Consider the following 22,652-nt stretch of genomic DNA (forward strand, 5'->3'; position numbering starts at 1 on the left):
TTTACTCCACGCTTCTGAATCATGAAAAAGACAAAAATTCTTTACGTTGAAGACGAGCCCTTCCTGGGGCGCATTGTGAAGGAGAGCCTGGAGAGTCGCGATTTCGAAGTGGCGATGATCACCGATGGGAACGAAGCCACAGCCGCCTTCAAAGAATCCCTCCCCGACATTTGCGTGCTCGACATTATGCTGCCTTCCAAAGATGGGTACGCCATCGCCAAAGAGATCCGCCAGGTTGCGGCAGAGATGCCCATCATTTTTGTGACGGCCAAAGTTCAAACCGAAGACCTGCTGAAGGGCTTTGAGGTAGGAGGAAATGATTATTTGCGAAAACCTTTCAGCATGGAAGAGCTTATCGTGCGGATCAACAACCTGCTCCAACTCACCCGGGTTCAAAAAAATGGCTCGTCCTCGCAGGAGATCATTTCCATCGGGCAGTATCATTTTATTCCTTTGCGTTATGAACTTCGCTTCGGCGATCGCACGCGACAACTCTCCCACCGCGAGTCCACTTTGCTTCAAACCCTGATCGACAACAAGAATGCCACCGCCCTTCGCAAAGACATCCTGTTGAAACTGTGGGGCGACGATTCCTTTTTTAATTCCCGGAACCTCGATGTGTACATCACGAAGTTGCGCGACTATTTAAAAGAAGATCCATCCATCAAGATCATCACCATCAAAGGGATCGGTTATCATTTTTCGGTGGGCTGAGCTTGCGGCATCACTTCCAGCTTATAGCCGATGCCGTGAATGGTTTGAATGCTCACCGCCGGGTCGTCCTTAAATATTTTGCGCAGCCTCGATATGAAAACATCCATGCTGCGGCCCACAAAATACCCTTCGTCTTCCCAAATGGCTTTTTGGATGATGTCGCGCTCGATCACCTTATTTTGATGAAGACAAAACAAGCGCAACAGCTTTGCTTCTTTGCGGGTGAGTTCAACAGCCAGATCATCCTTCACGATCTTTTGTTGATTGAAATGAAACGTGAACTTCGCTAATGGATACGTGAATTGTTCGTCGGCTTTGGTGGGCGTGTGATATACGCGTTTCAGGATGGCCTCGATGCGCAACAAAAATTCTTCCAGGCTGAAGGGTTTTGTGATATAGTCGTCTGCACCGATCCTGAAACCCTGGATGCGGTCCTCCTTCACATTTCGGGCCGTGAGGAATACGATGGGAATTTGTTGATTGAGTTTCCGGATGTCGGTGGCCAGGGTGAAGCCGTCCTTTTTGGGGAGCATGACGTCGATCACGCAAAGATCAAATTCCTCTTTCATGAATGCGCTCAGCGCCGTTTGGCCGTCGGCAAGGGGACGCACGCGGTAGCCGGCCATTTCGAGGTTGTCGTGCAGCATGAAACGCATGTTCTCGTCGTCTTCCACCAAAAGGATCTTGAGGCTCATCGGTCAACACGTTTCAAAATACAGTTCGAAGCGACTTCCCTGGTGGGGTTCGCTTGTCAACGAGATCTTTCCCTGGTGGGCCTGCACGATCTTCTGAACGTAGGTCAGGCCAAGCCCAAAGCCCTTCACGTCGTGCATATTTCCGGTGCCCGCGCGATAGAATTTGTCAAAAATATAGCGTTGCACATCACGGCGGATGCCGATGCCTTTGTCGGCAATCGCGATCAGGATGCCGCTGAGGGTGTTGGTGGTGGTGATCACAATGTCCGGCTTGTCCGGCGAATACTTATCGGCGTTATCCAACAAGCTGTAAAAAATATTCGCCAAATGAAACGCATCCGCTAGCACGACAGGCTTTGTAGCCTCCAGGCGACAATTCAATTGGCCTTGGCGGTGTTGGACACGCAATTGAAAATTCCGGATCACCTCCTCCACGAGCGTGTTCACGTTCACTTCCGTTTTGATCAGCGCGAGCTGACCCTTCTCACACAGTGCGGTCTGAAGCACCTGTTCCACCTGGAATTTCAAGCGCCGGTTCTCTTCATAAATGATGTTGGCGTAGTGAAGCGACTTATGCTCATCCATTTTTCCTGTGCCGGCCCGCAGCACCTCGCTGGCAATGGAAATGTTGGCAATGGGCGTTTGCAGTTCGTGCGTGATGTTGTTCATCAGATCGGTCCTGATCTCCGAGAGTTTCTTCTGCTTCATCAAATCGATCACCAGAAATGCAAAGAGCGACAGCACCACCAGGAACACGATCGCCGACAGGATCCAAAATTTCATCCCGCCCACGATGTCGGCGCGTTTTCCGGGAAAGGTGATCATAAAATCCATCGGTGTTGATGCGGGCAATGCGCGAGACCCGCAGGTGGCGTGGTCTTTTGACGTCGCACCCAGGGAATAATAATTTCCCAACACAATGGTCCCGGGCTGCGCACCATAGATCGTCAGCTCAAAGGGCAGATCAATGTCGTGGCGAGCAAAGTTTTTTCGGAGCAAGGAGTCCAGGATGTTGTAGGATAGCGCGTGTCTGAAATCAACATAGTAAGCATTGGTGGCTTTTTTTACGATGGGCCTGATCACCGAGGCAGAATCACCTTCCGCTTTCAGCAAGTCGTCGGTCAGGGCGCGGATGGCCAGGTTCACTTTGTTGTCAAACTGCTGTTCCTCCACATTGTAGGCGCTTCTGAACCAAATAGTTTGCAACACCAGCAGGCCGGCCAGGGCCAGTACGGCGGCCCCCAGGAGGATGCTGAACATTCTTCGTTTTTTCATAAGAAATGGTTGTACCCTAAAAGTAACACCAAAAGCGCCGTCGCTTTAAAATTTTACAAATCATTAACATCTTTTTACATCGCTTTTACCAAGCCCCATGACGGCCGCGCTAGGTTTACTGACATTTTTAAACCCATGCATCATGAAATCCTATCGCAACAGTAAAGTTATCCTCGTCTGTTTTGTTATTCTCGCCCTGACCGGTTTCCGGAGCGAGCCAGGCGATTCTGATTTTTATATTGTCAACACCCAGCAAAGCACCGTTGCCTGGACGGGCTACTACGCTTTCAATTTTAACGAACACACCGGTACCATCCGCCTGACCAAAGGCGAGATCGAAGTGGCCGGCAATCGCATCACCGGCGGGTTCTTCGAACTCGACATGAACAGCATCGAAGATGTCGATATGCGTGGAGAGAGCAGCGCCAAAGACCTGGAAGAACATTTGAAGAGTGACGATTTTTTCTCTGTTGCCCAGTATCCCACGGCCCGGTTCACCATCACCAAAACCAAGGACGTACAAGGTGGCCCCATTAACTATGAAATTACCGGTACGCTCACACTAAAAGGCATCACGAACACACTCACTTTCCCCGCAACGGTCGCGATCAAAGACGGCCAGCTGCAAGCCACCGCGAAACTCAAATTCGACCGCACGCGCTGGAACGTGCGCTACAACTCCGGGAAAATTTTCTCCTCCATCGGCGACGGCGCGATTTCCGATGCCATCGCCTTGGAGATCCACCTCTCGGCGAGACCGTGTTGATCTTTTCAAACCCTTACAACCCACCATTATGAAGAACTTACTTTTCCTGGCATGTCTCATCTTTCATGGCCACATCACATTCGGACAAACGCCAACCCTCTACATCAGCAAAGATCAAGGTGAAAACTGGGAACCGGCAAGCGACGGACTGCCGCCGGAAGGATCCGTGAGCGCATGGACGACTTTTGGAAATACATTGGTCGCCGGCACCCGGGCGCACGGCATCTACTTGAGCGACCGAAACCTGAAGTGGTATCGCAGTCCCGGCTTTCCAAAAGAGACACAAGTGAATGCATTGCTGAATTACGGGAACAAACTCTTAGTGGCCGGCACCCGCGGAAAAGGAATTTTTCTTTCGGCTGATGGTGGCGAGCATTGGTACGCGTCTTCATCGGGATTGACCAACTTGACGGTGAGATGCTTTTATGCCGGGAGAGGCATGTTGTTGGCAGGCACCGACCACGGTCTGTTCGCTTCATGGGATGGGGCACGTTCCTGGAAACTGGTGAAGGGAGATTTGCAGGTCAACCAAATGGCGTCGAATGGTGACCGCCTCTACGCGGCCACGCAGGGCGGGTTGATGTTTTCTTCTGACGATGGTGGCTCCTGGACATTCCTTTACACTGATGATGCGATCGCTAAACTTTGGACGGATCGCGATGAGATTATGATGATGGATTTTAAGGGACATACGATCCACTCCATTGATCGGGGGTTGACCTGGTTGCGGTCGGATGTTTATTTGCCGGATAGTTTTACGTTTCGGCTTACGCCAGGGAGCGCCAAATTTTTTGTGGCTGCGTGGCAAGGGCGGTTTAAGATGTTGTCGGGGAAGATGTCGTTTGGGATCCGGTGTTATGGGTTGCCGGAGGGGTTGCCTTTTATGCTTTTGTTGAATACGCCTTTTGGGATTTTGGCGAGCGCGGGTAGCGGTGGGGATGGATGTTAGTGTGGAAAAGATTGGTGACGGGATGCCGAAGGGGGAAGCTGGTTGTGGGGGATGGCAACAATGGGCGCTGGTAGTTTGGTGAATTTGTTGGCGGAGCGCCAACAAACGTGGCGAAATAGAATGTGTTTGGTGGGGGATAACCGATAGGCCTGGCTTGGGGGATAGTGGAAAGGTGGGTGGAAGCTGAATTTGTTGGTGAAGAACACCAACAAAGGCGGGGGGCGGGGAACACCAACAAAGGCTATGCGATGGCGTGCCGGACATCCTTGCCGAGTTTGGGGGTTGGTTCGGGTTTGGTTTCGAGGGCGGTTATTCTTTGGAGAATGGCGGAGAGCATCAATCCAAACAACACAAAGGCCACGAATAAAATAAAGCCCGGCTGCAAGGTTGTTTCGTTTGTGGAAATGCTGGCGAGCGAATCTGTTTTTGTGTTGAGGTGCGAGAGTTGGCTGTCGAGGATGCCTTTGAAGCCGATGTAGGCCATGAAGATGGCGACTACGTTCACGTCGGCCATGCTCCATTTGCCGGATTTGAAAGCAAAGTAGTGAATGATCTTGTTGCTCCTCCACCGTTCGGTACCCAGCAAGTAAAGTTTGGTGGAGATGAGCTTTGCGATGGGGAACACGACGCTAAACAACAGGATGAGTACGCCGACGATCGCAGAGTCATATTTACCGGTCTCGATCAGGATGCGCACCACATCCACAATGCTTTTGCTTTGAAAAAAGATCACCTGGTCGTGAAATGAGATGCGCTCGCCGATCAACAGAAAGCTCAGCTCTTTGATGCGCGCGTCGATCTCGATCATGGGCGATGTGAGCCCCACAAACAAAACGATCAGCGCCAACAATACCGACACCACAAAGAACGGTGTGTGCAACTGTCGCTGGTTGCGCAGTACCCACCACATCATTAAAAAGAAAATCATAATACCCAACACCACATAGGTAAAGAAGTACGCCCGCGACTGCAAACCGTCCAGTTGTTGCTCACAGTTTTGATTGAAGGAGGCCAGATCAGTGACGCCGTATTTCTTCAAAATATCTTCTGCGCGATTCACATCGGCGGCGCTGTCGTAGGTGATGGTGCCGAATTGTTCGAGCTTGCTCTGGACGAGGGCTTTTAGTTTCTCCTTATTCTTGGGTTTCTCGATTTCGCCCAAGATGGTTTCGGCGAATTGCGGCACTTTGGCGTGAAGCTTGTCTTCGTTTACAAGCGCTTTCACAGCAAACTTCCTAAGCTTGCCGCCGATTGTTTTTTGCTTTCGATCAATCATACTGTCGGCCCTGTTGATGACAGCGTGGAGCGCAACCGCGATCTCCTCTTTGGCGGCGGCACGTTGGTCCTTCGTGAATTCGAAATCGTCGATCCGATGGGTGACCACGCGCACGATGTGATCGCGCCACGCGTTGACCGACAGCACGCCGAAGGTGATGTTGTTGAGAATGCTGTAGTCCTTTTTTATTTCCGCACGCTGAGCCGAGAGTTCATGCACCTTGTAACCGCTCATGATGGCAATGGCCAATAATATCCCTCCCAGAAAAATTAAGATGGTGCGTTGTAGAGATATCATAACAGTAGGGGTTTGATGATTGGCGGAGTACAATCCATATGCCTCATCTATTCCCCGCGAATTCGATTGAATTCGGGCGATTCATATTTTAGGACGTGAAGGGGTTGGGGAATTTTATACCCAAAGGCGCGACTTAATACGGCGATGGACTCACACTGGTCCAACCTCCGTCCACCACCAGCGTCTGCCCCGTCACATGGCCGGCTTGCGGCGAGATCAAAAACAGCGCGGCATGCGCGATGTCTTCCGTGGTGGCTGGCTTTCCAATGGGGGTGATCCGCGACCAGGTGGCTTCATAGTCGGGATCGTTTAGTGTGCGCTCGGTGGCGGTAGCACCGGGCGCAATGGCATTCACGGTAATTTGATATGGCGACAGTTCCAACACCAGCGTCTTTGCTAACATTTCCAATGCGGCCTTGCTCATGCCATAGGCCGCCAGATTCTTATGTGCCTGGTGGCCCGTCACCGACGACATGAACAACACCCGTCCACCCGAACCCTGCTCTTTCATCTGGCGCGAGGCGGCCTGCGCCAGGAAGAAGCTGCCTCCAAGGTTTACGTTCATCACTTTATTGAAATCGGTGGGCTTGTATTCAAAGAAGTCACCAAACAACGTGATGCCCGCGTTGGCCACGGCAATGTCGAGCTTGCCGAATTGCTTCACGGCGGTGGCCACCATTTCCTGGATAAAGAACGGATCGGAAGCATCGCCCCCAAACGGGATGCAGACGCCATGTTCCTTGTGAACGGAGGCCGCTGCTTCTTCGGCGAGCGATGTCTCAATGTCGTTCAACACCACGCTGGCACCTTGCGCGGCCAACTGCTGGCAGATCGCCAACCCGATGCCTTGTCCTGCGCCGGTGACGATGGCGACCTGATTTTGAAATGTTTTCATGTATGGTCGGCGTTTGATTGAAGGAATGTCGGGAACACTTGAACGACAGAACTGACTCGCGTGATCAATGCGAATCGCGCGTCACCTCACTGCCGGAGCCACCCACCAGGTAATCCATGTCGGCGCCAAGGTGCGCTTGTTGCACGTGTTTCTGGTAAAGACTCACATAGCCACGATCGTATTTTTTGTGGATGGGCTTCCATGCTTTTTTGCGGCGCGTCAGTTCCTCGTCCGAAACCTCCAGGGTGAGCGAACGGTTGGCCACGTCAAGGCTGATCATGTCACCATTTTGGATGACCGCAAAATTTCCACCCAGGGCCGCTTCGGGCGACGCGTGTAGGATCACCGTGCCAAAGCCCGTGCCGCTCATGCGTCCATCGGAGATGCGCACCATGTCGTGGATGCCTTTGGCCAGGATCTTTTTGGGCATCGCCATGTTGCCGACTTCGGGCATACCGGGGTAGCCAATGGGGCCTACATTCTTCAACACCAATACGCTGTTTTCGTCTAGCGGCAGTGCAGGATCGTCGATACGATTCTTATAATCTTCGATATCCTCAAACACAACGGCCTTGCCTGTGTGCTTCAGTAAATGCGGACTCGCGGCCGATGGCTTGATCACCGCTCCGTTCTCACAAAGATTGCCTCTCAGAATGGCCACGCCCGACAACGGATTGAAAGGTTTGTCTACCGTAGCAATCACTTCGCGATTGTAGGTTTCCGTGGTGTCGTAGTTTTCTTTGATCGTCCGGCCGTTCACCGTCATGCAGCCGCCGTGAAGATGGCCGTCCAGTTCTTTCATCACCGGCGGCAGTCCGCCGGCATAGTAAAGATCTTCCATAAAATATTTTCCGGAAGGCTGCAGGTTCACGATGAAGGGAACGTTCCTGGACAGCTTGTCGAAATCCTGCAACTCCAACGGCACGCCCATCCGCCCGGCAATGGCCAGCAGGTGGATGATAAAATTGGTGGAGCCACCGATGGCTGCGTTGGTGATGATCGCGTTCTCAAACGCCTCGCGCGTCAGGATGTCTGACATCCGTAAATTTTCTTTCACCATTTCCACGATGCGCACACCCGACATTTGGGCCAGCACCTTGCGGCGTGAATCGGCGGCGGGGATCGCGGCGTTGCCGGGTAATGAAAGTCCAAGCGATTCAACCATGCAAGCCATCGTTGAAGCGGTTCCCATCACGGCACAATGTCCGCGGCTGCGGCACATGCAGGCTTCGGCCACGGTAAGGTCTTCTTGTGTCATTTCGCCGGCGCGCACGGCGTCGTTGAAGCGCCACACATCGCTGGTGCTGATGTCGCGGCCTTGAAATTTTCCAGTCAACATCGGGCCTCCGGACACTACCAGTGTGGGGATGTTCACACTGGCGGCGCCCATCACCAGCGAGGGCGTTGTTTTGTCGCACCCGCAAAGCAGCACCACACCGTCCACGGGGTTGGCGCGGATAGATTCCTCCACATCCATGCTGGCGAGGTTGCGGTATAGCATGGCCGTTGGCTTGATCAGCGTCTCACCCAGCGACATCACGGGAAACTCCACAGGGAAACCGCCGGCTTCCGAGATGCCGCGCTTCACCGACTCGGCCAATTCGCGGAAGTGAGCGTTGCACGGCGTGAGCTCCGACCAGGTGTTACAAATCCCTATGACAGGCTTGCCCCTGAATTCATAGTCCGGTATACCTTGATTTTTCATCCAGGCGCGGTAAATGAATCCGTCTTTTCCGGTCTTACCAAACCAGCCTTGGCTGCGAAGTTTATCTTTCATGATGGTGTGATGGTTGTAGGCTTAAAGATGTCAAATTTTTTCATGCGAAAGGGCACCTCCTATGCGTAAGGCATTGTGCCCGGCGACAGTGGTAAAAAAAATCAAAAGACGTTGTCTTTATAGGTGCGCATCATTTCCGAATAGCCCTGCTTCTTACCAAAAGCGGTGATCGCCGTGACGATCCGGCGCGCCTTCGTGGCGGCGGTCTTGGCGCCTTCGATCCATTTGCTGAAATATTGTTGATGCGACATGGGGAGCGACTTAAAAAATTTCATGGCCTCCGGATCTTCTGCCAGGCATTCCATGAGGTCGCGCGATAGTTGCAGCTTGCGCTCGTCCACTTCCAACATCACTTTCAGTTTATCGCCGTGACCCTTGCCGATGGCCTTGCGCATGGTCAGGTTTAGCGGCATGATGAAATTGCCATCGCCCATCGGCAACAGCGCCACTTTTTCGAAAGCATAGTCATCCAGCGTTCCCTTCACCCGGAACGACACCTTCTGGCCGGGTTTGAGCTTTGCGGCCTGGGCGCCCGTGATCTCAATATAAGACCACCCGGTCTTCTCCCCTTTTTTGTCGAACTTCTGTATGACGGTCGAATACTTTACAGCCATTGGCAATTCCTGTGGGTTTGCGACCAAGTTTACGAGAATTTAGAATGGGGCACCAGAATTTCTTGCCCCAAAAAGTGCATTCAGGGCCTGTTTTCGAAATATTATCGCAAAAAATAAACTTTATTCGGTTATTAATGTTGTCTATACAACAATTGATTGTACCTTTAACTCTATGTCATTGGAACAAGATATCAAACAGGAGAAATTCCAGAACGAATACGAGAAAATGGTGGTGAACATCTTGTACACCAGCAGTTGGCTCTACAACATCAATTCGTCCCGGTTCAAACAACACGGCATCACCCCCGAGCAGTACAACGTGTTGCGCATTCTGAGGGGAAGCAATCCAAAGCCGATGATGCTGGCCGACATCACCTGCCGCATGATCGACAAGAACAGCAACGCCACCCGTCTTGTGGAGAAGCTGCGTCAGAAGGGTTTATTGCGTCGGGAGATCTGCGAGAACAATCGCCGGCAAGTGGATATTTCGATCACCGAAAAAGGTATGGAAGTACTCAAAAAGATCGACCGCGAAACGGAGACCTGGCTGGAGCCCTTCAAGGTGCTGACCAAGCCCGAAGCCCAGGAATTGAACCGTATGCTGGACCGGTTGAGGGAGTAGATTCCCCGGAGACTGGCCTTTTGCAGCCGTTTCCAAATCCCCTCGAATTAGCTTAAAAAGCCCAAAAACTGTCTGAAAATGCCGTTTTGCAATAATTTTGATTTAATACTTGTAAATACAACAGTTGTATGAACCTTTATTATTCATTTCGCGTATAATTACACAGAATGGATAGGAAACGATAACCTCCCATCCACTGAAAACTTAAAATTTGTAACCATAAATCTTGCTATATGAAAACCGTCACCCATAACGCCAACACCCGCGGACATGCCAACCACGGCTGGCTTGATTCTCATCACTCTTTCAGCTTTGCCAATTATTATAATCCCGAGCGCATACACTTTGGCGCCTTGCGGGTATTGAACGACGACATCGTGAAAGGCGGCAACGGCTTTGGCTCACATCCTCACGACAACATGGAGATTGTTTCCATTCCCTTGAAAGGTGCGTTGGAACACAAAGACACCACGGGTCGTCACGAGATCATCAAAACCAACGATGTGCAGATCATGAGCGCAGGCTCGGGCATTACGCACTCGGAGTATAATGCTTCGAAAACCGACCCGGTAAACTTCCTCCAGATCTGGGTGTTCCCTAAAGTGAAAAACATTGCCCCGCGCTACGAACAAAAGACGTTTGATCCTGCCGCACGGGAAAATAAATTCCAAGTGGTGGTTTCGCCTGAACAAAACAGTGAAGCTGTCTACATCAACCAAGACGCGTGGTTCTCGCTGGGCACGTTGAAAAAAGAATTCACCACGTCCTACGACGTCAAGCGTCAAGGCAATGGGGTCTATGTTTTTGTGCTCTCCGGCGAAGTTACCGTGAACGGACAAAAGCTGAACACCCGCGACGGCCTCGGCGTATCCGAAACCGAATCGCTCTCCATCACGGCCAACGCCGACGCAGAAGTGCTGCTGTTGGATGTGCCCATGATGTGAGCCTTTTGAAAAACAAAAAATTGAAGAAAGAGAGCTTCAAACAGATGTTATGAAAAACAGAACCGTATCCCGGATCTTATATGCCCAAGAGGTCGACATGGGCGGCATGCCCATCCGGCAGCCGTTCCCCACACAACAAGTGGAGCAGATCGATCCTTTCCTGTTGTTGCATCATGCGGATATTAAAGTGCCGGAGCATCTTGATCCCGACGATGCCGGTGTAGGCCCTCACCCCCACCGTGGTTTTTCGCCGGTCACGTTCATCTTCAAAGGTGGCGTGCACCATCGCGACAGCCGTGGCAACGACAACGTGGTGTATGCTGGTGGTGCACAGTGGATGAACGCCGGTATGGGTGCCGTACACAGCGAACGCCCTCCCCGCGACATTCACGAGATCGGCGGCCGCCAGGAGATCATCCAGTTGTGGATCAACTCGCCGGCGCGGCATAAAATGGATCAGCCGGCCTACTATTCGGCGAAAAAAGAAGACGTGCCCACCTATCGCAGCGACGATGGAAAAGTTACGGTCAACGTGTTTTCCGGAAACCTGCTGGGGGTGAAAGGCCCCATTCCTTCGAATACGGAGGTGAATGCCTCCACGCTTGAAGTGAAAAAAGGTGGAAAGATATCGATCGCGTTGCCCGCAAATCACAGCGCCTTCTTATACTTGCTGGACGGAAAACTTACCCTGGAAGGCTTCGGCCTCGTGGAAGGGCTCAACGCCGTGATGTTGAACCGCGACGGCGAGGGCGTTACCCTCGAAGGCCTGGAAGACACGCGCGTGCTGCTGATGAGCGGCGAGCCCCTGGATGAAGAAGTGGTGTCGTATGGTCCGTTTGTGATGAACACACAAACACAGATCATGGAAGCGATGCGCGACTATCAAAAGGGAAAAATGGGTATCTTGATCGAAGAGTGACCGCCCGCGCCGTCGTTGGTTTAGGGTGGTGTTAACCAACAAAACTATGCAAGCGACGACGCTCACGTTTGGAAAAGCAGTAAGGGCCGGCGGCATTGCCGGCCTTTTGGCTGCCGGCCTCAATAATATATGGAGCCTTTTGGCACAAGCCATGGGCAGCGTGCCTCCTCCGGGTTTTCCCTTTGCTGTGACGGTGTCGTCTATTTTTCCGTTGCTGGTGGGAGCCATGCTGTATTTTATGCTGGTGCGCTTCTTTCCAAAAGGAGCACTGCTTTATACCGCCGTGGCGGTACTCTTTTTACTCCTTAGTTTATACCCCACCTTATATTATGCCCGCCTCGACAACATGCCTCCAACCAAAGGCTTTACGCTGTTGACGTTGCCGATGCACTTGATTGCGGGTGGCCTTGGGATTTGGGGCATCCCTAAATTTTCGAGATAGATTGTCGTACGAAAACTTTGCGGAAACCGTAACTTGCCCTCCACAACGGGAGGTGATCTCATGCAAAAGTCACATCAAATTGAACATCCCATATCGGACCTGATCCGCAACCGGAAAAGCCCTCGTGCTTTTTCGCAAGCGCCTATCGAAGCCGATAAGATCCGTTCGCTGTTCGAGGCCACCCGCTGGGCGCCTTCAAGCACCAACGAACAACCCTGGGTCTATATCTATGCCACGCGCGACCAAACAGAGCTGTGGGACAAACTTTTTACGTGTCTCAACGACAGCAACAAGATCTGGGCGAAAGATGCGCCCCTACTGATCCTGAGCCTGGCGCGCAAAAATTTCACGCGCTTCCCCGGGGCCAACGCCCACGCCATGTATGACCTGGGAGGTGCGAATTCGTTTCTTTCTTTGCAGGCGGTTGAACTGGGATTGCAAGTACGTCAGATGGCCGGCTTCCAGTACCAGAAAACCATCGAGCAGTTAAACATTCCCGACACCTATGAAGTGGGTGTATTCATTGCCGTGGGCTATGCCGGCAACCCGGACGCGCTTCCCGAAAACCTGAAACTCCGCGAACTGGCCCCCCGCGAAAGAATTCTTCAGCATGAATTTGTGATGAACCATACTTTTTAATGATTGCAGATAACGGTACCGTTGTAGCCTCTATTGGCCGCGACCACTACAAAACCGAACTTACCGCCGGCACGCACACGTTGCTGGCCGACGAACACACTGGCAACGGCGGTACCGACTCCGGCCCCATGCCCGGCGACTTTATGCGCATGGCCCTTGCCTCGTGCACGGCCATCACGCTGCGCATGTATGCCGATCGCAAAAAAATGGACATCGAACGCATTGATGTGACGGTAAACAGCGAGCGCACGGATTACAAAACGGTATTCAAATGCGAAATCAAAATCACCGGAAACATTACTGACGAACAACGCGAGCGAATGGAAGACATCGCACACAAATGCCCCGTGCATAATGTGTTGTCGCACCCGATCGAGATTGATACCTGGATTGCGCATTGAAAAAAATCATGTAGTAATTTTCCCACCCTACACAGTTAGTATTCAGAGAAATTCCATTTTATGGCTCAAGACGATTGGTTCAGAAACAAAACTTGGAACAACGAGATTGAGAATCGATTTGAAGAGAAACTGAACAGATCGAGAACAACCTTCAACAAAGCGCAATATCTGAGGATTCAGGCGGGCTACTTGTTGGACGCGTCAAACGAGGACCTCCAAATCGTTGGCGTTAACTTGATGGAGAGGTTACTCAGAGACTTTCCAACTGAGGAGTTTGAGACCATACTCGGTAAAGAGCAATTGGGTGACTACTATTTTCGAAAGGGTGACTTCACCAGGGCAGAAACCTTCTATAAACATGTAACAGACCGCTATAAATTAAAGAACCGAAGCGGAACGTCTGGCGTTGCTGATATTAAGCTGGTTGAAACCATATTGGCGTTGGATCAAACAGATAAATACCAGGTGGCCTATCAATTGCTTACCGATGACTTCAAAAGGACTGGAGGCTCGTTCTCCATGTCTATGAATGCCAACAGATTTTTTTACTCGCGCGTAGCTGCAGAACTTTGCTATCGGCTTGGTAAGAAGAGCGAAGCAAAGATCTTTGCAGACAATGCGCTAGAACTGGCAAAAATAACAGAGCCTCAATTTAGCCGGCACAAAACCGTTGGGCTCGTAACCGCTTCAAAGCAGATGTTGGAAAGGTTAGCGGTAATCAGCGAGAATAAAAGGTCCAAAATCGGCGGAGTTGGTTTTATGTCTTTATATAAATCAGCGAAGTTGTTCCGGATATGGTTTAACAAACCAAAGACATGAATCTGTCGATACTAATAAATGCTAACTTAATAATGACAAAAAGTATACTTACAAAATCCTCCGCCTTTGCGATGCTCTTCATTTTTCTCGGCGCTCAAGCGGTTGCGCAGCGGACCTCCTCGCAACAAGATCCTGAGAAGCGACTGTATTTTGAAAAAGCGGAAAAATTTCGCAGAATGAACAATGCCGGAACGACGCTCTCTTTTTTAGGCACCACGGTTGCCCTCATCGGCGTAGTGACAATGCTCAACTCCAGTGAGACCACCATCCACAACGGTTCGAGCTCGCAAAAAGTAACGACTGGCAACCCCGAGGGCGGCAAGGCTGCCTTTCTCATTGGCACAGCGGCCGCCGGAATAGGTGTTCCCTTATGGATCGTTGGCGGTGTGAACGAAGGTCGCTACCGTCGCAAATACGAAGCCGTGACCGTAGGCGCCAGCATCCTACCCCAACACGCCGGATTAACCCTGCGCTACCGGTTCTAGCATTCTTATTTCTCACCCAACGGCAGCGTGAAAGTTATTTCCGTGCCATGACCAGGATGACTGTCGATGGTGAGTGTGCCGCCGTTGCGGTGAATAAATTCCTTGCAAAGCAAAAGGCCAAGACCTGTGCCCTTTTCTTGCTGTGTGCCGATCTTTGTGAAATATTCTTGCGACGAGAGGATCATCTCCTTCTCTTCTTGTGTCATGCCGATACCAAAATCTTTGATGCGCACGTGACATTCGTCGTGGTGTTCGCTGGCCGACACGAGCACTTTGCCATCGGTTTTCGAAAACTTGATGGCATTGTGGATGAGGTTGCGCAGGATGAGTTGGACCTGATCCGGGTCAGCCATCACCATCACCGGTGTCCGGGTGGTGTTTTCGATGATGATGTTCTTGCGATGTGCCAGATCCTCCATGAGACGGCAGGCTTCTTCCATCACGCTCTTGATCTCAAATTTCTTTTGCTCGGTCCGGAGACCTTCCATCTGGCTTAACGACCAATTGAGCAAATTCTCCAGCGTGCGCTGGGTGACGTTGAGGTTTGATTTCAGCTTGTCGGAGATGGCGAGGAATTCTTCCGGCTGCATGATCCGGTTGGTGACCAACTCCAACAACGATTGGAGATTGTTGATGGGTCCGCGCAAGTCGTGGCTGATCACGGAAAATAATTTCGACTTCAGGTGGTTCAATTCCTGGAGGCTTTCGGCTTGGGCCTGGATCTCTTCTTTTTGTTGTTCGATCGCCTTGTTCTTGATCGACAGCGCATCGTTGGCTTTCTTTTGCTGGGCGCGAAGCCTCCACAACACAAAAATGAGCGCCGTCAGCGAGAAGATGCCCACCGACAGGAACCAGGTCACCAGGCGCTGGTTGCGCATTTGTTGTTGCTTGAGCTCATTCTCATTTTCGAGCATGAAGATCGTATCGGCTTTCTTCTCCGATTCATACAGCGATTGCAGCTCCTGCACATGGCCACTGCGTTGTTGTTCGTAGAGGCTGTCCCGGTATTGTGCGGCCTTTCTCAAATGGTCCACGGCCATAAGCGACTTGCCTTGCGCGGTATAAATCTCCGACAACAGATTGTGCATGCGGATGAGCGAGAGCAGGTTGCCGATGCTGGCGTTCATGGGGATGCCGCGTTCCAGGAAATAGATGGCACTATCGTAGTGGTGGAGGTAAAACGAATTTTGCGCGGCCTGGTATAGCGATACGGCCAACGCGCGACGGTTGCCCACCAGGCTGTCGAGATGCATGGACCTTCGGTTGAAGATGCGGCTTTGCTTGTAGTCCTTCAACGAAAAATAGATCCGCGCCTTGCGGCCATAGAGCACGCTGATGTCGACGGTGTCTTTTCTCGGTTCCAAAATGTCCAATGCTTTGTTCGCGTATTGTAACGCCGAGTCGTACTGCTGCTGAGCCAGCAACAACATGGACCGCTCGCGATAGGAATCTGCCAGCAGAAAGGGGCTGTTATGGTCGCGGGCCAACTGCGCAGCGCGGTCGAGATACATTTTCGACTCGTCGTAATTTTGGAGATCGATAAACGTTCTGGAGAGGGAAACAAGGCTTTCGCCCCATTCGCGGATGTAGGATGAGTTCTCGAATATTTTCAGGGCCTTGAATCCAAACTCGGCGCTGAGGCGGTAGCTGGCTTTGGCCCAATGGGCTTTTGAGAGGAGATAATAACTCCGGCCTTCGTAGTAGCGGTTCCTGAGCCGGAGGGCTTCAGTGAGGATGGTAGTGGCGCGGCGGATGGACGAATCGGGTTCGGAAAGGTAGTTGCGTCCAGCCGAAACCAATCCGCGGTCCAACATGAGACTATCCTCCAGCCGGGATCCCGGTTGTCCATAACTGATGGACAAAGTCAACACCGTTGACAGCGTCAAGAGAAGGTTTTTTATCATGTCGGCTCCAAAACGCTCAAATACTGATTAATCCGGTATAGTTACAAGCAAATACAACTCAAAAAAGCATGTAAGAAATACGGCAATTCGAAATGCATTTTCCTGGAAAAACCATACGCCAGGGCCTTTGTTTGGAAAGAAACGGGCCAGTATAATCGAACCTTGACCGGTTTCATACTAACGTCACATGTTCTTTCTAACTTAAGACTCCCAAACCTCACCTCCCTTGGCAAAAACATTCGTCAGCGTGCTTTTGTTAGTCCTCACCCACTGGGCGAGCAGCCAAAGCCTTGTGCTAAAGGGCACGGTTCGAGGCGACGAGGACGGCAAACTGCCACAAGCCTTTATCCTGCTTCTACCCGATTCCATCCATCACACCTCCGACGGCAGTGGGCAGTTCACCTTCCGCACCAGCCCGGGCAAAAAGACCCTGCAGATCTCGTTCGTGGGATATGAAAGTTTTCAACGGTCTTTTTATCTCCGGAAGGACACGACCCTCTCTATTACTCTGAAAACGAAGGTGGACCACCTCAGTGAAGTGGTGGTCGTGGGCGAGCGCAATACGCAGGAAGACATTTTCAACGACAACCAAACCAGCCGCCACGTGTTGACACGCGACGACCTGAATGCCATACCCGTTTTGGGGGGTGAAGCCGATGTGATCAAAACGCTCCAGCTTTTGCCCGGCGTGGTGCGCGGCGTCGACGGCAGTTCCGACCTGTTTGTGCGTGGCGGTGCGGCCGACCAAAACCTGGTTTTGTTGGACGACGCCCCCATCTACAACACCAGCCACTTGTTCGGTTTTCTTTCCGTTTTTAATCCCGATGTGCTCGATCACGTGGAAGCGCTCAACGGCGGCTTCCCCGCACAATACGGCGGCAGGCTATCGTCTATTTTAAATGTGCGCACGCGTTCCCTCATCCCGGAAAAAACCAGCGTGTCGGGCGACGTGGGCATTCTCGCGTCGCGTTTGTTTTTTGAGCAACCCATTGTGAAGAAGAAACTCAGCTTCTGGGTAGCCGGGCGGCGGACGTATATCGATAAGGTTGTGCGGCTCACCGGCGAGCGCTTGCCCTATTTCTTTTATGATCTGAACGGAAAGATCTTATGGAAGCCCAGCACCCACGACGACGTGGAGTTCAGCTACTATCACGGCGAAGACCTGCTCGACTATTTCCGCGACCGCAATGGCGACGGCCGCGGCTACACGACTACTTTCGGCTCCGGCAACAGCAGCCAGTCACTGCATTGGAATCACCGACTGAAAGGGCACTGGCAAACCGATGTGTCGTTGTTGCGCACGCAATACAATTATCGCGTCTCCAATATTTTTGAGGACAACCAGCTGCGGGCGTTCTCGAACATTGAAGACTATGGCGCCCGCGTCATGATCTCGAACGACACCGTGGGCAAGACCGGCGCCTTCAAGGCCGGCGCCGAATGGACACACCACAATGTGAGCCCGAATGTGATCAACACGTCTGGCAGTCTCTCGTCGTACCTGGAGAGCAGCGCTTCGCGTGGCCGGGTCACCAACGAGATGGCCCTGCATGCGCAGTATGAATGGGCACCGGCTCCAGGTTGGCGATTGAATGCAGGGATTCGTGGTTCCGCGGCCACGGTCACCAACAAAACGTATCTCATTCCCGAACCGCGCGTGTCGGCGCGTTATGCGCTCAGCGAAAATCAGGCCCTCAAGCTCAGCTATTCGCGCATGGCGCAGTATATGCACCGCATCTCCAACTCCGCCATTTCATCGCCCACCGACATTTGGTATCCGGTGACCGACACCATCAAACCCCAGACCTCGCACCAGGTAGCCCTGGCGTGGCAGCGCAACCTGCCGGAGCGAAAGCTGTTCGTCAGCGTGGAAGGATATTATAAGTCCATGCGCAACCTCATCGGCTATGAAGAAGGCACCAATCTTTTTTTGAACGCCGACTTTCAATCCAAGCTCATCCAAGGCCGGGGGCGTTCCTATGGTCTGGAGTTTTTGGTGCGCAAAGATGCGGGGAAACTCACGGGATGGATCAGCTACACGCTGTCGTGGTCGTGGCGACAGTTCGACCAGATCAACGGCGGAGAATGGTTCCATGCGCGCTATGACCGGCGGCACAACGGGGCGATCGTGGCGCAATATGCGTTTACCAGACGCTGGGCCGTGTCGGTGGTGTGGGAATTTATTTCCGGCGCACGGTTCACGCCCATCATCGGCCAGTATGCCGTGGTGGCGCCTACCCTCACCGGGGTGGATTTGGTTCCGCTGTACACGGGGGTGAACCAGGTGAAACTGGCCGATACACACCGGTTGGACGTCGGCATCAAGTACAAAAGCCGTCCCGACAAGAAGTTTCAGTGGCATTGGTTTGTCGGGGTGTATAATGCGTACAACCGGGCCAATCCCATCGGCATGACCATCGCGCAAAATGAGACCGATGGTTCGTTGCATTACGAGCAGCCGGGGTTGTTCGGGTTGATTCCCTTTATCAGTTACGGATTTAAATTTTAAGCGTCACAAAAAAATATGAAGCCGGTTCGAATGCTTTTGCCGCTCATCCTCCTCCTGCCCTTGGTGTGGGTTGCCGGATGTTTGCCGGATCCGCTCGCGGTAACCGGACTGCCGGCGCTGAAACCACAAATTGTGGTGTCCAGTCAAATCATTCCCGACCAATCCCTGGTGATCCTGCTGACAAAAACTTTCGGTGCGCTCGACGCCAGCGGAGACAGCGACCCCCAGGCGTTGCTGGAACAAATTGCCGTGAGCGATGCCACGGTCATCGTTACCGGGCCGGATGGAAACTATACGTTACACTCGGTGGGCCTGGGTCTTTATGGCGGCGTGGCCATTCCCTTTGAAGAGGGAAAGTCGTACGAGCTTCACGTGACGAGCGAGACCTTGGGTGAAGTGAGCGCGGTGACCACCGTGAAGCGGAAGGTGAGTTTCGAAACCATTTCGGCTAATCTCTATTATAACGGTTATGACGATACACTGGCGCAGGTGACGTATAGCTTCCGCGATTCTGCTGAGCGGAATTGGTATATGTTGAATACGCAACCCATCCGGCTGGGCGAAATTCAGGACAACTTGTTAGATCCCCGTTCATTTACCCGGCTGCTGGATGATACGACCTTTAATGGCAGCAACTTCGCGGAAACTTTTCGGGGATTTCGCGACGACTACCGATCCGGCGATACACTCGCCGTTTCGTTGGCGAACATCAGCGAAGATTATTATACCTTCATGAAGTTGAGACTCGACAATCGCTACACCGTTTCGCAGTTTATCAGCGAGCCCGTGAATTACCCGTCGAACGTGAACGGCGGGAAGGGATTTTTCAATTTGTATGTGCCGGACGTCCGGTTCTTTATCCTGCATTGACCCCAGGTGGGGCCTGCGGTCATAAAAAAAATAAACCTTAGCCCTCATGAAAAAAATTTACGCCCTCTTCCTCTTTCTGCTTCCTGCCGCAGCGGTATATGCACAAACCTATCCAACTGATTTTGCACAAGTGCTTGTCGCCAACGGCATCAGCAACCCCACGGCCATGACCTTTGCGCCAGACGGTCGCATCTTTGTTGCCCAGCAGTCGGGCGCCCTTCGCGTGATCAAAAACGGGGCCTTGCTGGCGGCGCCCTTTATCACGTTGAGCGTGAACGATGATGGCGAAAGGGGACTCATCGGGGTTACGCTGGACCCGGATTTTGATACGAACCATTACCTCTACTTATATCACACCACCACGGAGGGCGGGATCCACAATCGCATCACGCGCTTCACAGCCGATGGCGACGTGGCCCTGGCCGGAAGCGCTTCGATCGTGATCGATCTTGATCCCCTGAGCGCTGCCACCAACCACAACGGCGGCGCTATGCACTTTGGTAAAGACGAAAAATTGTATGTGGCCATTGGTGAAAATGCGAATGGCACCAATGCACAAAGTTTGGAAACCTATCACGGCAAACTCTTGCGTCTCAACAAAGACGGCAGTGCGCCGGCCGATAATCCGTTTCCCACCGGGTCTGAACATAAAAAAAGGATCTGGGCCTACGGTCTCCGCAATCCGTTCACGTTTTCGGTGCACCCCGAAACGGGCCGCATCCTGGTGAACGATGTGGGGCAAGGCACCTGGGAAGAGATCAACGACGCCACAACGGGTGGGAAGAACTTCGGATGGCCGACCGCGGAAGGCACCAGCACGAATGCGGCGTTTACCAATCCGATCTATCAGTATCCACACAGCGGCGGCGACATCAATGGTTGTGCGATCACCGGAGGGACCTTCTTTAGTCCGGGCGCCACGAATTATCCGTCCGAATATGTAGGCCGCTATTTCTTCCAGGATTTGTGCGGCAATTGGATCAGCTCGATCACGCTGAGCGGCACCGTGACACGCACGACGTTTGGAACCGGTGTGGCGGGCAGTGGCGTTGCCATCACCACGGGGAACGATGGCAATTTGTATTTTCTGAGCCGCACGAACGGAGCTTTGTATAAGATCATCTACAATAAGACCACCGTACCCGTAATCACTACCCAGCCTGCCTCGGCTACGATTGCCATAGGGCACGCGGTCACCTTTAGCGTGAAGGCGTTGGGCAGCACGCCGTTTACCTATCAATGGCAAAAGAACGACGTGAACATTCCCGGTGCTAAAAGCTCAACCTATTCCATTACGAACGCCATCGAAGCCAACAGCGGGAAATATCGCGTGATCGTTTCGAACAGCGCGGGCAGTACCCCCAGCAACGAAGCCATGCTGACGGTGATCGCCAACAAAGTGCCCGTCGCCACGATCACCACGCCCGTGGAAGGGACGACGTATGTTGCCGGATCTACGCTAAACTTCACGGGCACAGGCGTCGATGCGGAAGACGGCCCACTCGCGGCCAGCGCATTTAGCTGGTCCATCGATTTTCACCACGACACGCACAAGCACGACCAACCCGACGTGACCGGAGTGAAAAGCGGCTCCTTTGAAATTCCGAATGAAGGTGAGACGTCTGCCAACGTCTGGTATCGCATCATTCTCACCGTGACCGATTCCAAGGGATTAAAAGGCAAAGACTCCGTGGACATCTCTCCGCGCAAAACAACGCTCGCCTTTGAGACCACACCCCCGGGACTGGACATCACGCTAGACGGACAACCGTTGACCACGCCCTACAGCGTTGAAAGTGTGGAGGGCATTCGAAGAACCGTTGGTGTTCCTTCGCCGCAGACGGTCGATCACGTGATCTATAGTTTTGCATCATGGTCCAACGACGGAACACAAACGCAGACTTTCGCCACGCCAACAGACGATGTTACGTTGAACGCGCGGTTCACCTTCGTGGTGGGCACAGAGCACCAGGTTTTGAATGTGCAGGGTGTTTCGATCTATCCTAATCCATCATCGGTGGGCTACGTGAACGTATGCTTGCCTGCTGATATCTCGCCGTTGGTAAAAGTCCGGCTCGTGGATATGCTGTCGCGCGAAGTGAGCGCGCAGGAGCAGACGGTGGACGACACCGGGTGCTTCCTGCTGTCGTATGGAAAGCTGAAAAAGGGCGTGTATGCGCTTCACCTGGATCGCGGCGGGAAAGTTTTTGTGCAGCGCGTCGTTGTAGCTGATTGAGGTTGGGTGTTCTACGCGGGTGTCAGTAGCCGGATGATCTCGTGGTGTTTTGGAAAGTCATTCAACAGCTGGGAAGTTGTGGCCATCTCGAAATCCTGGAAATCAAAACCCGGTGCCACGGTGCAGCCTGCCAGGGTGTAGGCGTTGGTGTCAACGACCTTTGCTCCGAACCATGTATTCGCCGGGACCACCACCTGCAACCTATCGCCTTCCTCCAAACGACTCCCCAGTTTGTGGATGGTCAATCCTGTTTCGGACAACACATAAATGGCCAGCGTGCTGCCGGCGTGGAAATGCCAGAGCTCGTCGGACTTGATGCGGTGGAACAGCGATTTGTCTTGTGAGCGTAGTAGAAAATAGATCGCGGTGGAAAAACTTCGTGCTCCTTTGAAGCGACCGGGCAATGCGGCGACCGGAATGTTTTCGGTGGCGCGGTAGGTCTCTTTGTAAAATCCTCCTTCCGGGTGGGGTTTCAGATCCAGGTGATCGATCCAATATGCGGCAGGTTGCATGCTTTGGGATTGCTGTTTGATATGCCGAAGGTGCTTAAAAATCGCGAAGCCAAAAAAAAATTTGGGCCGAAATCGTGCAGGTATCCCCCGTG

General features: G+C 52.5%; 22 protein-coding genes. 14 read left to right on the plus strand and 8 right to left on the minus strand.

What is annotated here, in order from left to right; all coding sequences use genetic code 11:
• Positions 1 to 21: 21 nt before the first annotated feature.
• Positions 22 to 714, plus strand: coding sequence for a response regulator transcription factor (locus BUB30_RS31405; RefSeq protein ID WP_073142531.1), 693 nt, complete (start codon positions 22 to 24; stop codon positions 712 to 714).
• Here BUB30_RS31405 and BUB30_RS31410 read toward each other — a convergent pair.
• Together BUB30_RS31410 and BUB30_RS31415 are read right to left on the minus strand one after the other, a co-directional pair.
• Entirely contained in the window at positions 696 to 1,409 is a 714-nt protein-coding gene (locus tag BUB30_RS31410) for a response regulator transcription factor (RefSeq protein WP_073142532.1), read from the minus strand. The two genes, BUB30_RS31405 and BUB30_RS31410, sit on opposite strands and share 19 nt — an antisense overlap.
• 3 nt (positions 1,410 to 1,412) lie before the next feature.
• Positions 1,413 to 2,684: a sensor histidine kinase gene (locus BUB30_RS31415; protein ID WP_084138503.1), complete on the minus strand. Its 1,272-nt coding sequence runs from the start codon at positions 2,682 to 2,684 to the stop codon at positions 1,413 to 1,415.
• 142 nt (positions 2,685 to 2,826) lie between these two features.
• Between BUB30_RS31415 and BUB30_RS31420 the strand changes: the two genes are divergently transcribed.
• A complete protein-coding gene (locus BUB30_RS31420; RefSeq protein WP_073142536.1) occupies positions 2,827 to 3,450 on the plus strand; it encodes a YceI family protein in 624 nt (207 codons plus the stop codon).
• Between the two features lie 28 nt (positions 3,451 to 3,478).
• The gene (locus BUB30_RS31425) at positions 3,479 to 4,399 is read left to right on the plus strand and encodes a WD40/YVTN/BNR-like repeat-containing protein (protein ID WP_073142538.1); all 921 of its coding nucleotides are present in this window, start codon (positions 3,479 to 3,481) and stop codon (positions 4,397 to 4,399) included.
• Between the two features lie 241 nt (positions 4,400 to 4,640).
• Here BUB30_RS31425 and BUB30_RS31430 read toward each other — a convergent pair whose 3' ends face one another.
• From BUB30_RS31430 to BUB30_RS31445, 4 genes are all read right to left on the minus strand, one after another.
• Entirely contained in the window at positions 4,641 to 5,972 is a 1,332-nt protein-coding gene (locus BUB30_RS31430; RefSeq protein ID WP_084138505.1) for a paraquat-inducible protein A, read from the minus strand.
• A 133-nt stretch (positions 5,973 to 6,105) separates the two neighbouring features.
• Positions 6,106 to 6,867 (minus strand): SDR family NAD(P)-dependent oxidoreductase, encoded by a 762-nt coding sequence (locus BUB30_RS31435; protein ID WP_073142541.1) that lies wholly within the window; start codon positions 6,865 to 6,867, stop codon positions 6,106 to 6,108.
• 64 nt (positions 6,868 to 6,931) lie between these two features.
• Positions 6,932 to 8,644 (minus strand): IlvD/Edd family dehydratase, encoded by a 1,713-nt coding sequence (locus BUB30_RS31440; protein ID WP_073142543.1) that lies wholly within the window; start codon positions 8,642 to 8,644, stop codon positions 6,932 to 6,934.
• A gap of 101 nt (positions 8,645 to 8,745) precedes the next feature.
• Positions 8,746 to 9,258: a YdeI/OmpD-associated family protein gene (locus BUB30_RS31445; protein ID WP_073142544.1), complete on the minus strand. Its 513-nt coding sequence runs from the start codon at positions 9,256 to 9,258 to the stop codon at positions 8,746 to 8,748.
• 172 nt (positions 9,259 to 9,430) lie between these two features.
• Between BUB30_RS31445 and BUB30_RS31450 the strand changes: the two genes are divergently transcribed.
• The 8 genes from BUB30_RS31450 (at position 9,431) to BUB30_RS31485 (ending at position 14,529) form a co-directional block, all read left to right on the plus strand.
• Positions 9,431 to 9,880: a MarR family winged helix-turn-helix transcriptional regulator gene (locus BUB30_RS31450; RefSeq protein WP_073142546.1), complete on the plus strand. Its 450-nt coding sequence runs from the start codon at positions 9,431 to 9,433 to the stop codon at positions 9,878 to 9,880.
• A 233-nt stretch (positions 9,881 to 10,113) separates the two neighbouring features.
• Positions 10,114 to 10,824, plus strand: a complete 711-nt coding sequence (locus BUB30_RS31455; protein WP_073142548.1) for a pirin family protein — start codon at positions 10,114 to 10,116, stop codon at positions 10,822 to 10,824.
• 49 nt (positions 10,825 to 10,873) lie between these two features.
• Entirely contained in the window at positions 10,874 to 11,743 is an 870-nt protein-coding gene (locus tag BUB30_RS31460) for a pirin family protein (RefSeq protein ID WP_073142549.1), read from the plus strand.
• Between the two features lie 46 nt (positions 11,744 to 11,789).
• The gene (locus tag BUB30_RS31465; RefSeq protein ID WP_073142551.1) at positions 11,790 to 12,185 is read left to right on the plus strand and encodes a DUF6069 family protein; all 396 of its coding nucleotides are present in this window, start codon (positions 11,790 to 11,792) and stop codon (positions 12,183 to 12,185) included.
• A gap of 60 nt (positions 12,186 to 12,245) precedes the next feature.
• Positions 12,246 to 12,824 carry a nitroreductase family protein gene (locus BUB30_RS31470; protein WP_073142554.1) on the plus strand — a complete coding sequence of 193 codons (579 nt, stop codon included), beginning with the start codon at positions 12,246 to 12,248 and terminating at the stop codon, positions 12,822 to 12,824.
• Positions 12,824 to 13,225, plus strand: a complete 402-nt coding sequence (locus BUB30_RS31475) for an OsmC family protein (RefSeq protein ID WP_073142556.1) — start codon at positions 12,824 to 12,826, stop codon at positions 13,223 to 13,225. The genes BUB30_RS31470 and BUB30_RS31475 overlap by 1 nt, the downstream gene beginning before the upstream one ends.
• A gap of 60 nt (positions 13,226 to 13,285) precedes the next feature.
• Positions 13,286 to 14,044: an outer membrane protein assembly factor BamD gene (locus tag BUB30_RS31480; protein ID WP_073142557.1), complete on the plus strand. Its 759-nt coding sequence runs from the start codon at positions 13,286 to 13,288 to the stop codon at positions 14,042 to 14,044.
• A 32-nt stretch (positions 14,045 to 14,076) separates the two neighbouring features.
• Positions 14,077 to 14,529 carry a hypothetical protein gene (locus tag BUB30_RS31485; RefSeq protein WP_143165161.1) on the plus strand — a complete coding sequence of 151 codons (453 nt, stop codon included), beginning with the start codon at positions 14,077 to 14,079 and terminating at the stop codon, positions 14,527 to 14,529.
• 5 nt (positions 14,530 to 14,534) lie between these two features.
• Here BUB30_RS31485 and BUB30_RS31490 read toward each other — a convergent pair whose 3' ends face one another.
• A complete protein-coding gene (locus BUB30_RS31490) occupies positions 14,535 to 16,415 on the minus strand; it encodes a sensor histidine kinase (protein ID WP_178377245.1) in 1,881 nt (626 codons plus the stop codon).
• 244 nt (positions 16,416 to 16,659) lie between these two features.
• Here BUB30_RS31490 and BUB30_RS31495 point away from each other — a divergent pair, with 244 nt between their 5' ends.
• The 3 genes from BUB30_RS31495 to BUB30_RS31505 are packed head-to-tail and all read left to right on the plus strand — an operon-like array spanning position 16,660 to position 22,048.
• Entirely contained in the window at positions 16,660 to 18,942 is a 2,283-nt protein-coding gene (locus BUB30_RS31495; protein WP_073142563.1) for a TonB-dependent receptor, read from the plus strand.
• A 15-nt stretch (positions 18,943 to 18,957) separates the two neighbouring features.
• Positions 18,958 to 19,812 carry a DUF4249 domain-containing protein gene (locus tag BUB30_RS31500; RefSeq protein ID WP_084138506.1) on the plus strand — a complete coding sequence of 285 codons (855 nt, stop codon included), beginning with the start codon at positions 18,958 to 18,960 and terminating at the stop codon, positions 19,810 to 19,812.
• Positions 19,813 to 19,858: 46 nt separating this feature from the next.
• Positions 19,859 to 22,048 carry a PQQ-dependent sugar dehydrogenase gene (locus BUB30_RS31505; RefSeq protein ID WP_073142567.1) on the plus strand — a complete coding sequence of 730 codons (2,190 nt, stop codon included), beginning with the start codon at positions 19,859 to 19,861 and terminating at the stop codon, positions 22,046 to 22,048.
• An 11-nt stretch (positions 22,049 to 22,059) separates the two neighbouring features.
• On the opposite strand, the gene BUB30_RS31510 is transcribed toward BUB30_RS31505, so the two are convergent.
• Positions 22,060 to 22,560 carry a cupin domain-containing protein gene (locus BUB30_RS31510; protein WP_073142569.1) on the minus strand — a complete coding sequence of 167 codons (501 nt, stop codon included), beginning with the start codon at positions 22,558 to 22,560 and terminating at the stop codon, positions 22,060 to 22,062.
• Between the last annotated feature and the right edge of the window lie 92 nt (positions 22,561 to 22,652).

Source organism: Chryseolinea serpens (genome assembly GCF_900129725.1).
Lineage (GTDB): Bacteria > Bacteroidota > Bacteroidia > Cytophagales > Cyclobacteriaceae > Chryseolinea > Chryseolinea serpens.

Bases quoted from the DNA above. Each gene is read 5' to 3' on its own strand.
- BUB30_RS31445 (WP_073142544.1), bottom strand. From the start codon at position 9,258: ATGGCTGTAAAGTATTCGACCGTCATACAGAAGTTCGACAAAAAAGGG.
- BUB30_RS31425 (WP_073142538.1), top strand. From the start codon at position 3,479: ATGAAGAACTTACTTTTCCTGGCATGTCTCATCTTTCATGGCCACATC.
- BUB30_RS31415 (WP_084138503.1), bottom strand. From the start codon at position 2,684: ATGAAAAAACGAAGAATGTTCAGCATCCTCCTGGGGGCCGCCGTACTG.
- BUB30_RS31450 (WP_073142546.1), top strand. From the start codon at position 9,431: ATGTCATTGGAACAAGATATCAAACAGGAGAAATTCCAGAACGAATAC.
- BUB30_RS31455 (WP_073142548.1), top strand. From the start codon at position 10,114: ATGAAAACCGTCACCCATAACGCCAACACCCGCGGACATGCCAACCAC.
- BUB30_RS31485 (WP_143165161.1), top strand. From the start codon at position 14,077: ATGACAAAAAGTATACTTACAAAATCCTCCGCCTTTGCGATGCTCTTC.
- BUB30_RS31440 (WP_073142543.1), bottom strand. From the start codon at position 8,644: ATGAAAGATAAACTTCGCAGCCAAGGCTGGTTTGGTAAGACCGGAAAA.
- BUB30_RS31460 (WP_073142549.1), top strand. From the start codon at position 10,874: ATGAAAAACAGAACCGTATCCCGGATCTTATATGCCCAAGAGGTCGAC.
- BUB30_RS31420 (WP_073142536.1), top strand. From the start codon at position 2,827: ATGAAATCCTATCGCAACAGTAAAGTTATCCTCGTCTGTTTTGTTATT.
- BUB30_RS31475 (WP_073142556.1), top strand. From the start codon at position 12,824: ATGATTGCAGATAACGGTACCGTTGTAGCCTCTATTGGCCGCGACCAC.
- BUB30_RS31430 (WP_084138505.1), bottom strand. From the start codon at position 5,972: ATGATATCTCTACAACGCACCATCTTAATTTTTCTGGGAGGGATATTA.
- BUB30_RS31505 (WP_073142567.1), top strand. From the start codon at position 19,859: ATGAAAAAAATTTACGCCCTCTTCCTCTTTCTGCTTCCTGCCGCAGCG.
- BUB30_RS31510 (WP_073142569.1), bottom strand. From the start codon at position 22,560: ATGCAACCTGCCGCATATTGGATCGATCACCTGGATCTGAAACCCCAC.
- BUB30_RS31405 (WP_073142531.1), top strand. From the start codon at position 22: ATGAAAAAGACAAAAATTCTTTACGTTGAAGACGAGCCCTTCCTGGGG.
- BUB30_RS31500 (WP_084138506.1), top strand. From the start codon at position 18,958: ATGAAGCCGGTTCGAATGCTTTTGCCGCTCATCCTCCTCCTGCCCTTG.
- BUB30_RS31470 (WP_073142554.1), top strand. From the start codon at position 12,246: ATGCAAAAGTCACATCAAATTGAACATCCCATATCGGACCTGATCCGC.
- BUB30_RS31480 (WP_073142557.1), top strand. From the start codon at position 13,286: ATGGCTCAAGACGATTGGTTCAGAAACAAAACTTGGAACAACGAGATT.
- BUB30_RS31410 (WP_073142532.1), bottom strand. From the start codon at position 1,409: ATGAGCCTCAAGATCCTTTTGGTGGAAGACGACGAGAACATGCGTTTC.
- BUB30_RS31435 (WP_073142541.1), bottom strand. From the start codon at position 6,867: ATGAAAACATTTCAAAATCAGGTCGCCATCGTCACCGGCGCAGGACAA.
- BUB30_RS31465 (WP_073142551.1), top strand. From the start codon at position 11,790: ATGCAAGCGACGACGCTCACGTTTGGAAAAGCAGTAAGGGCCGGCGGC.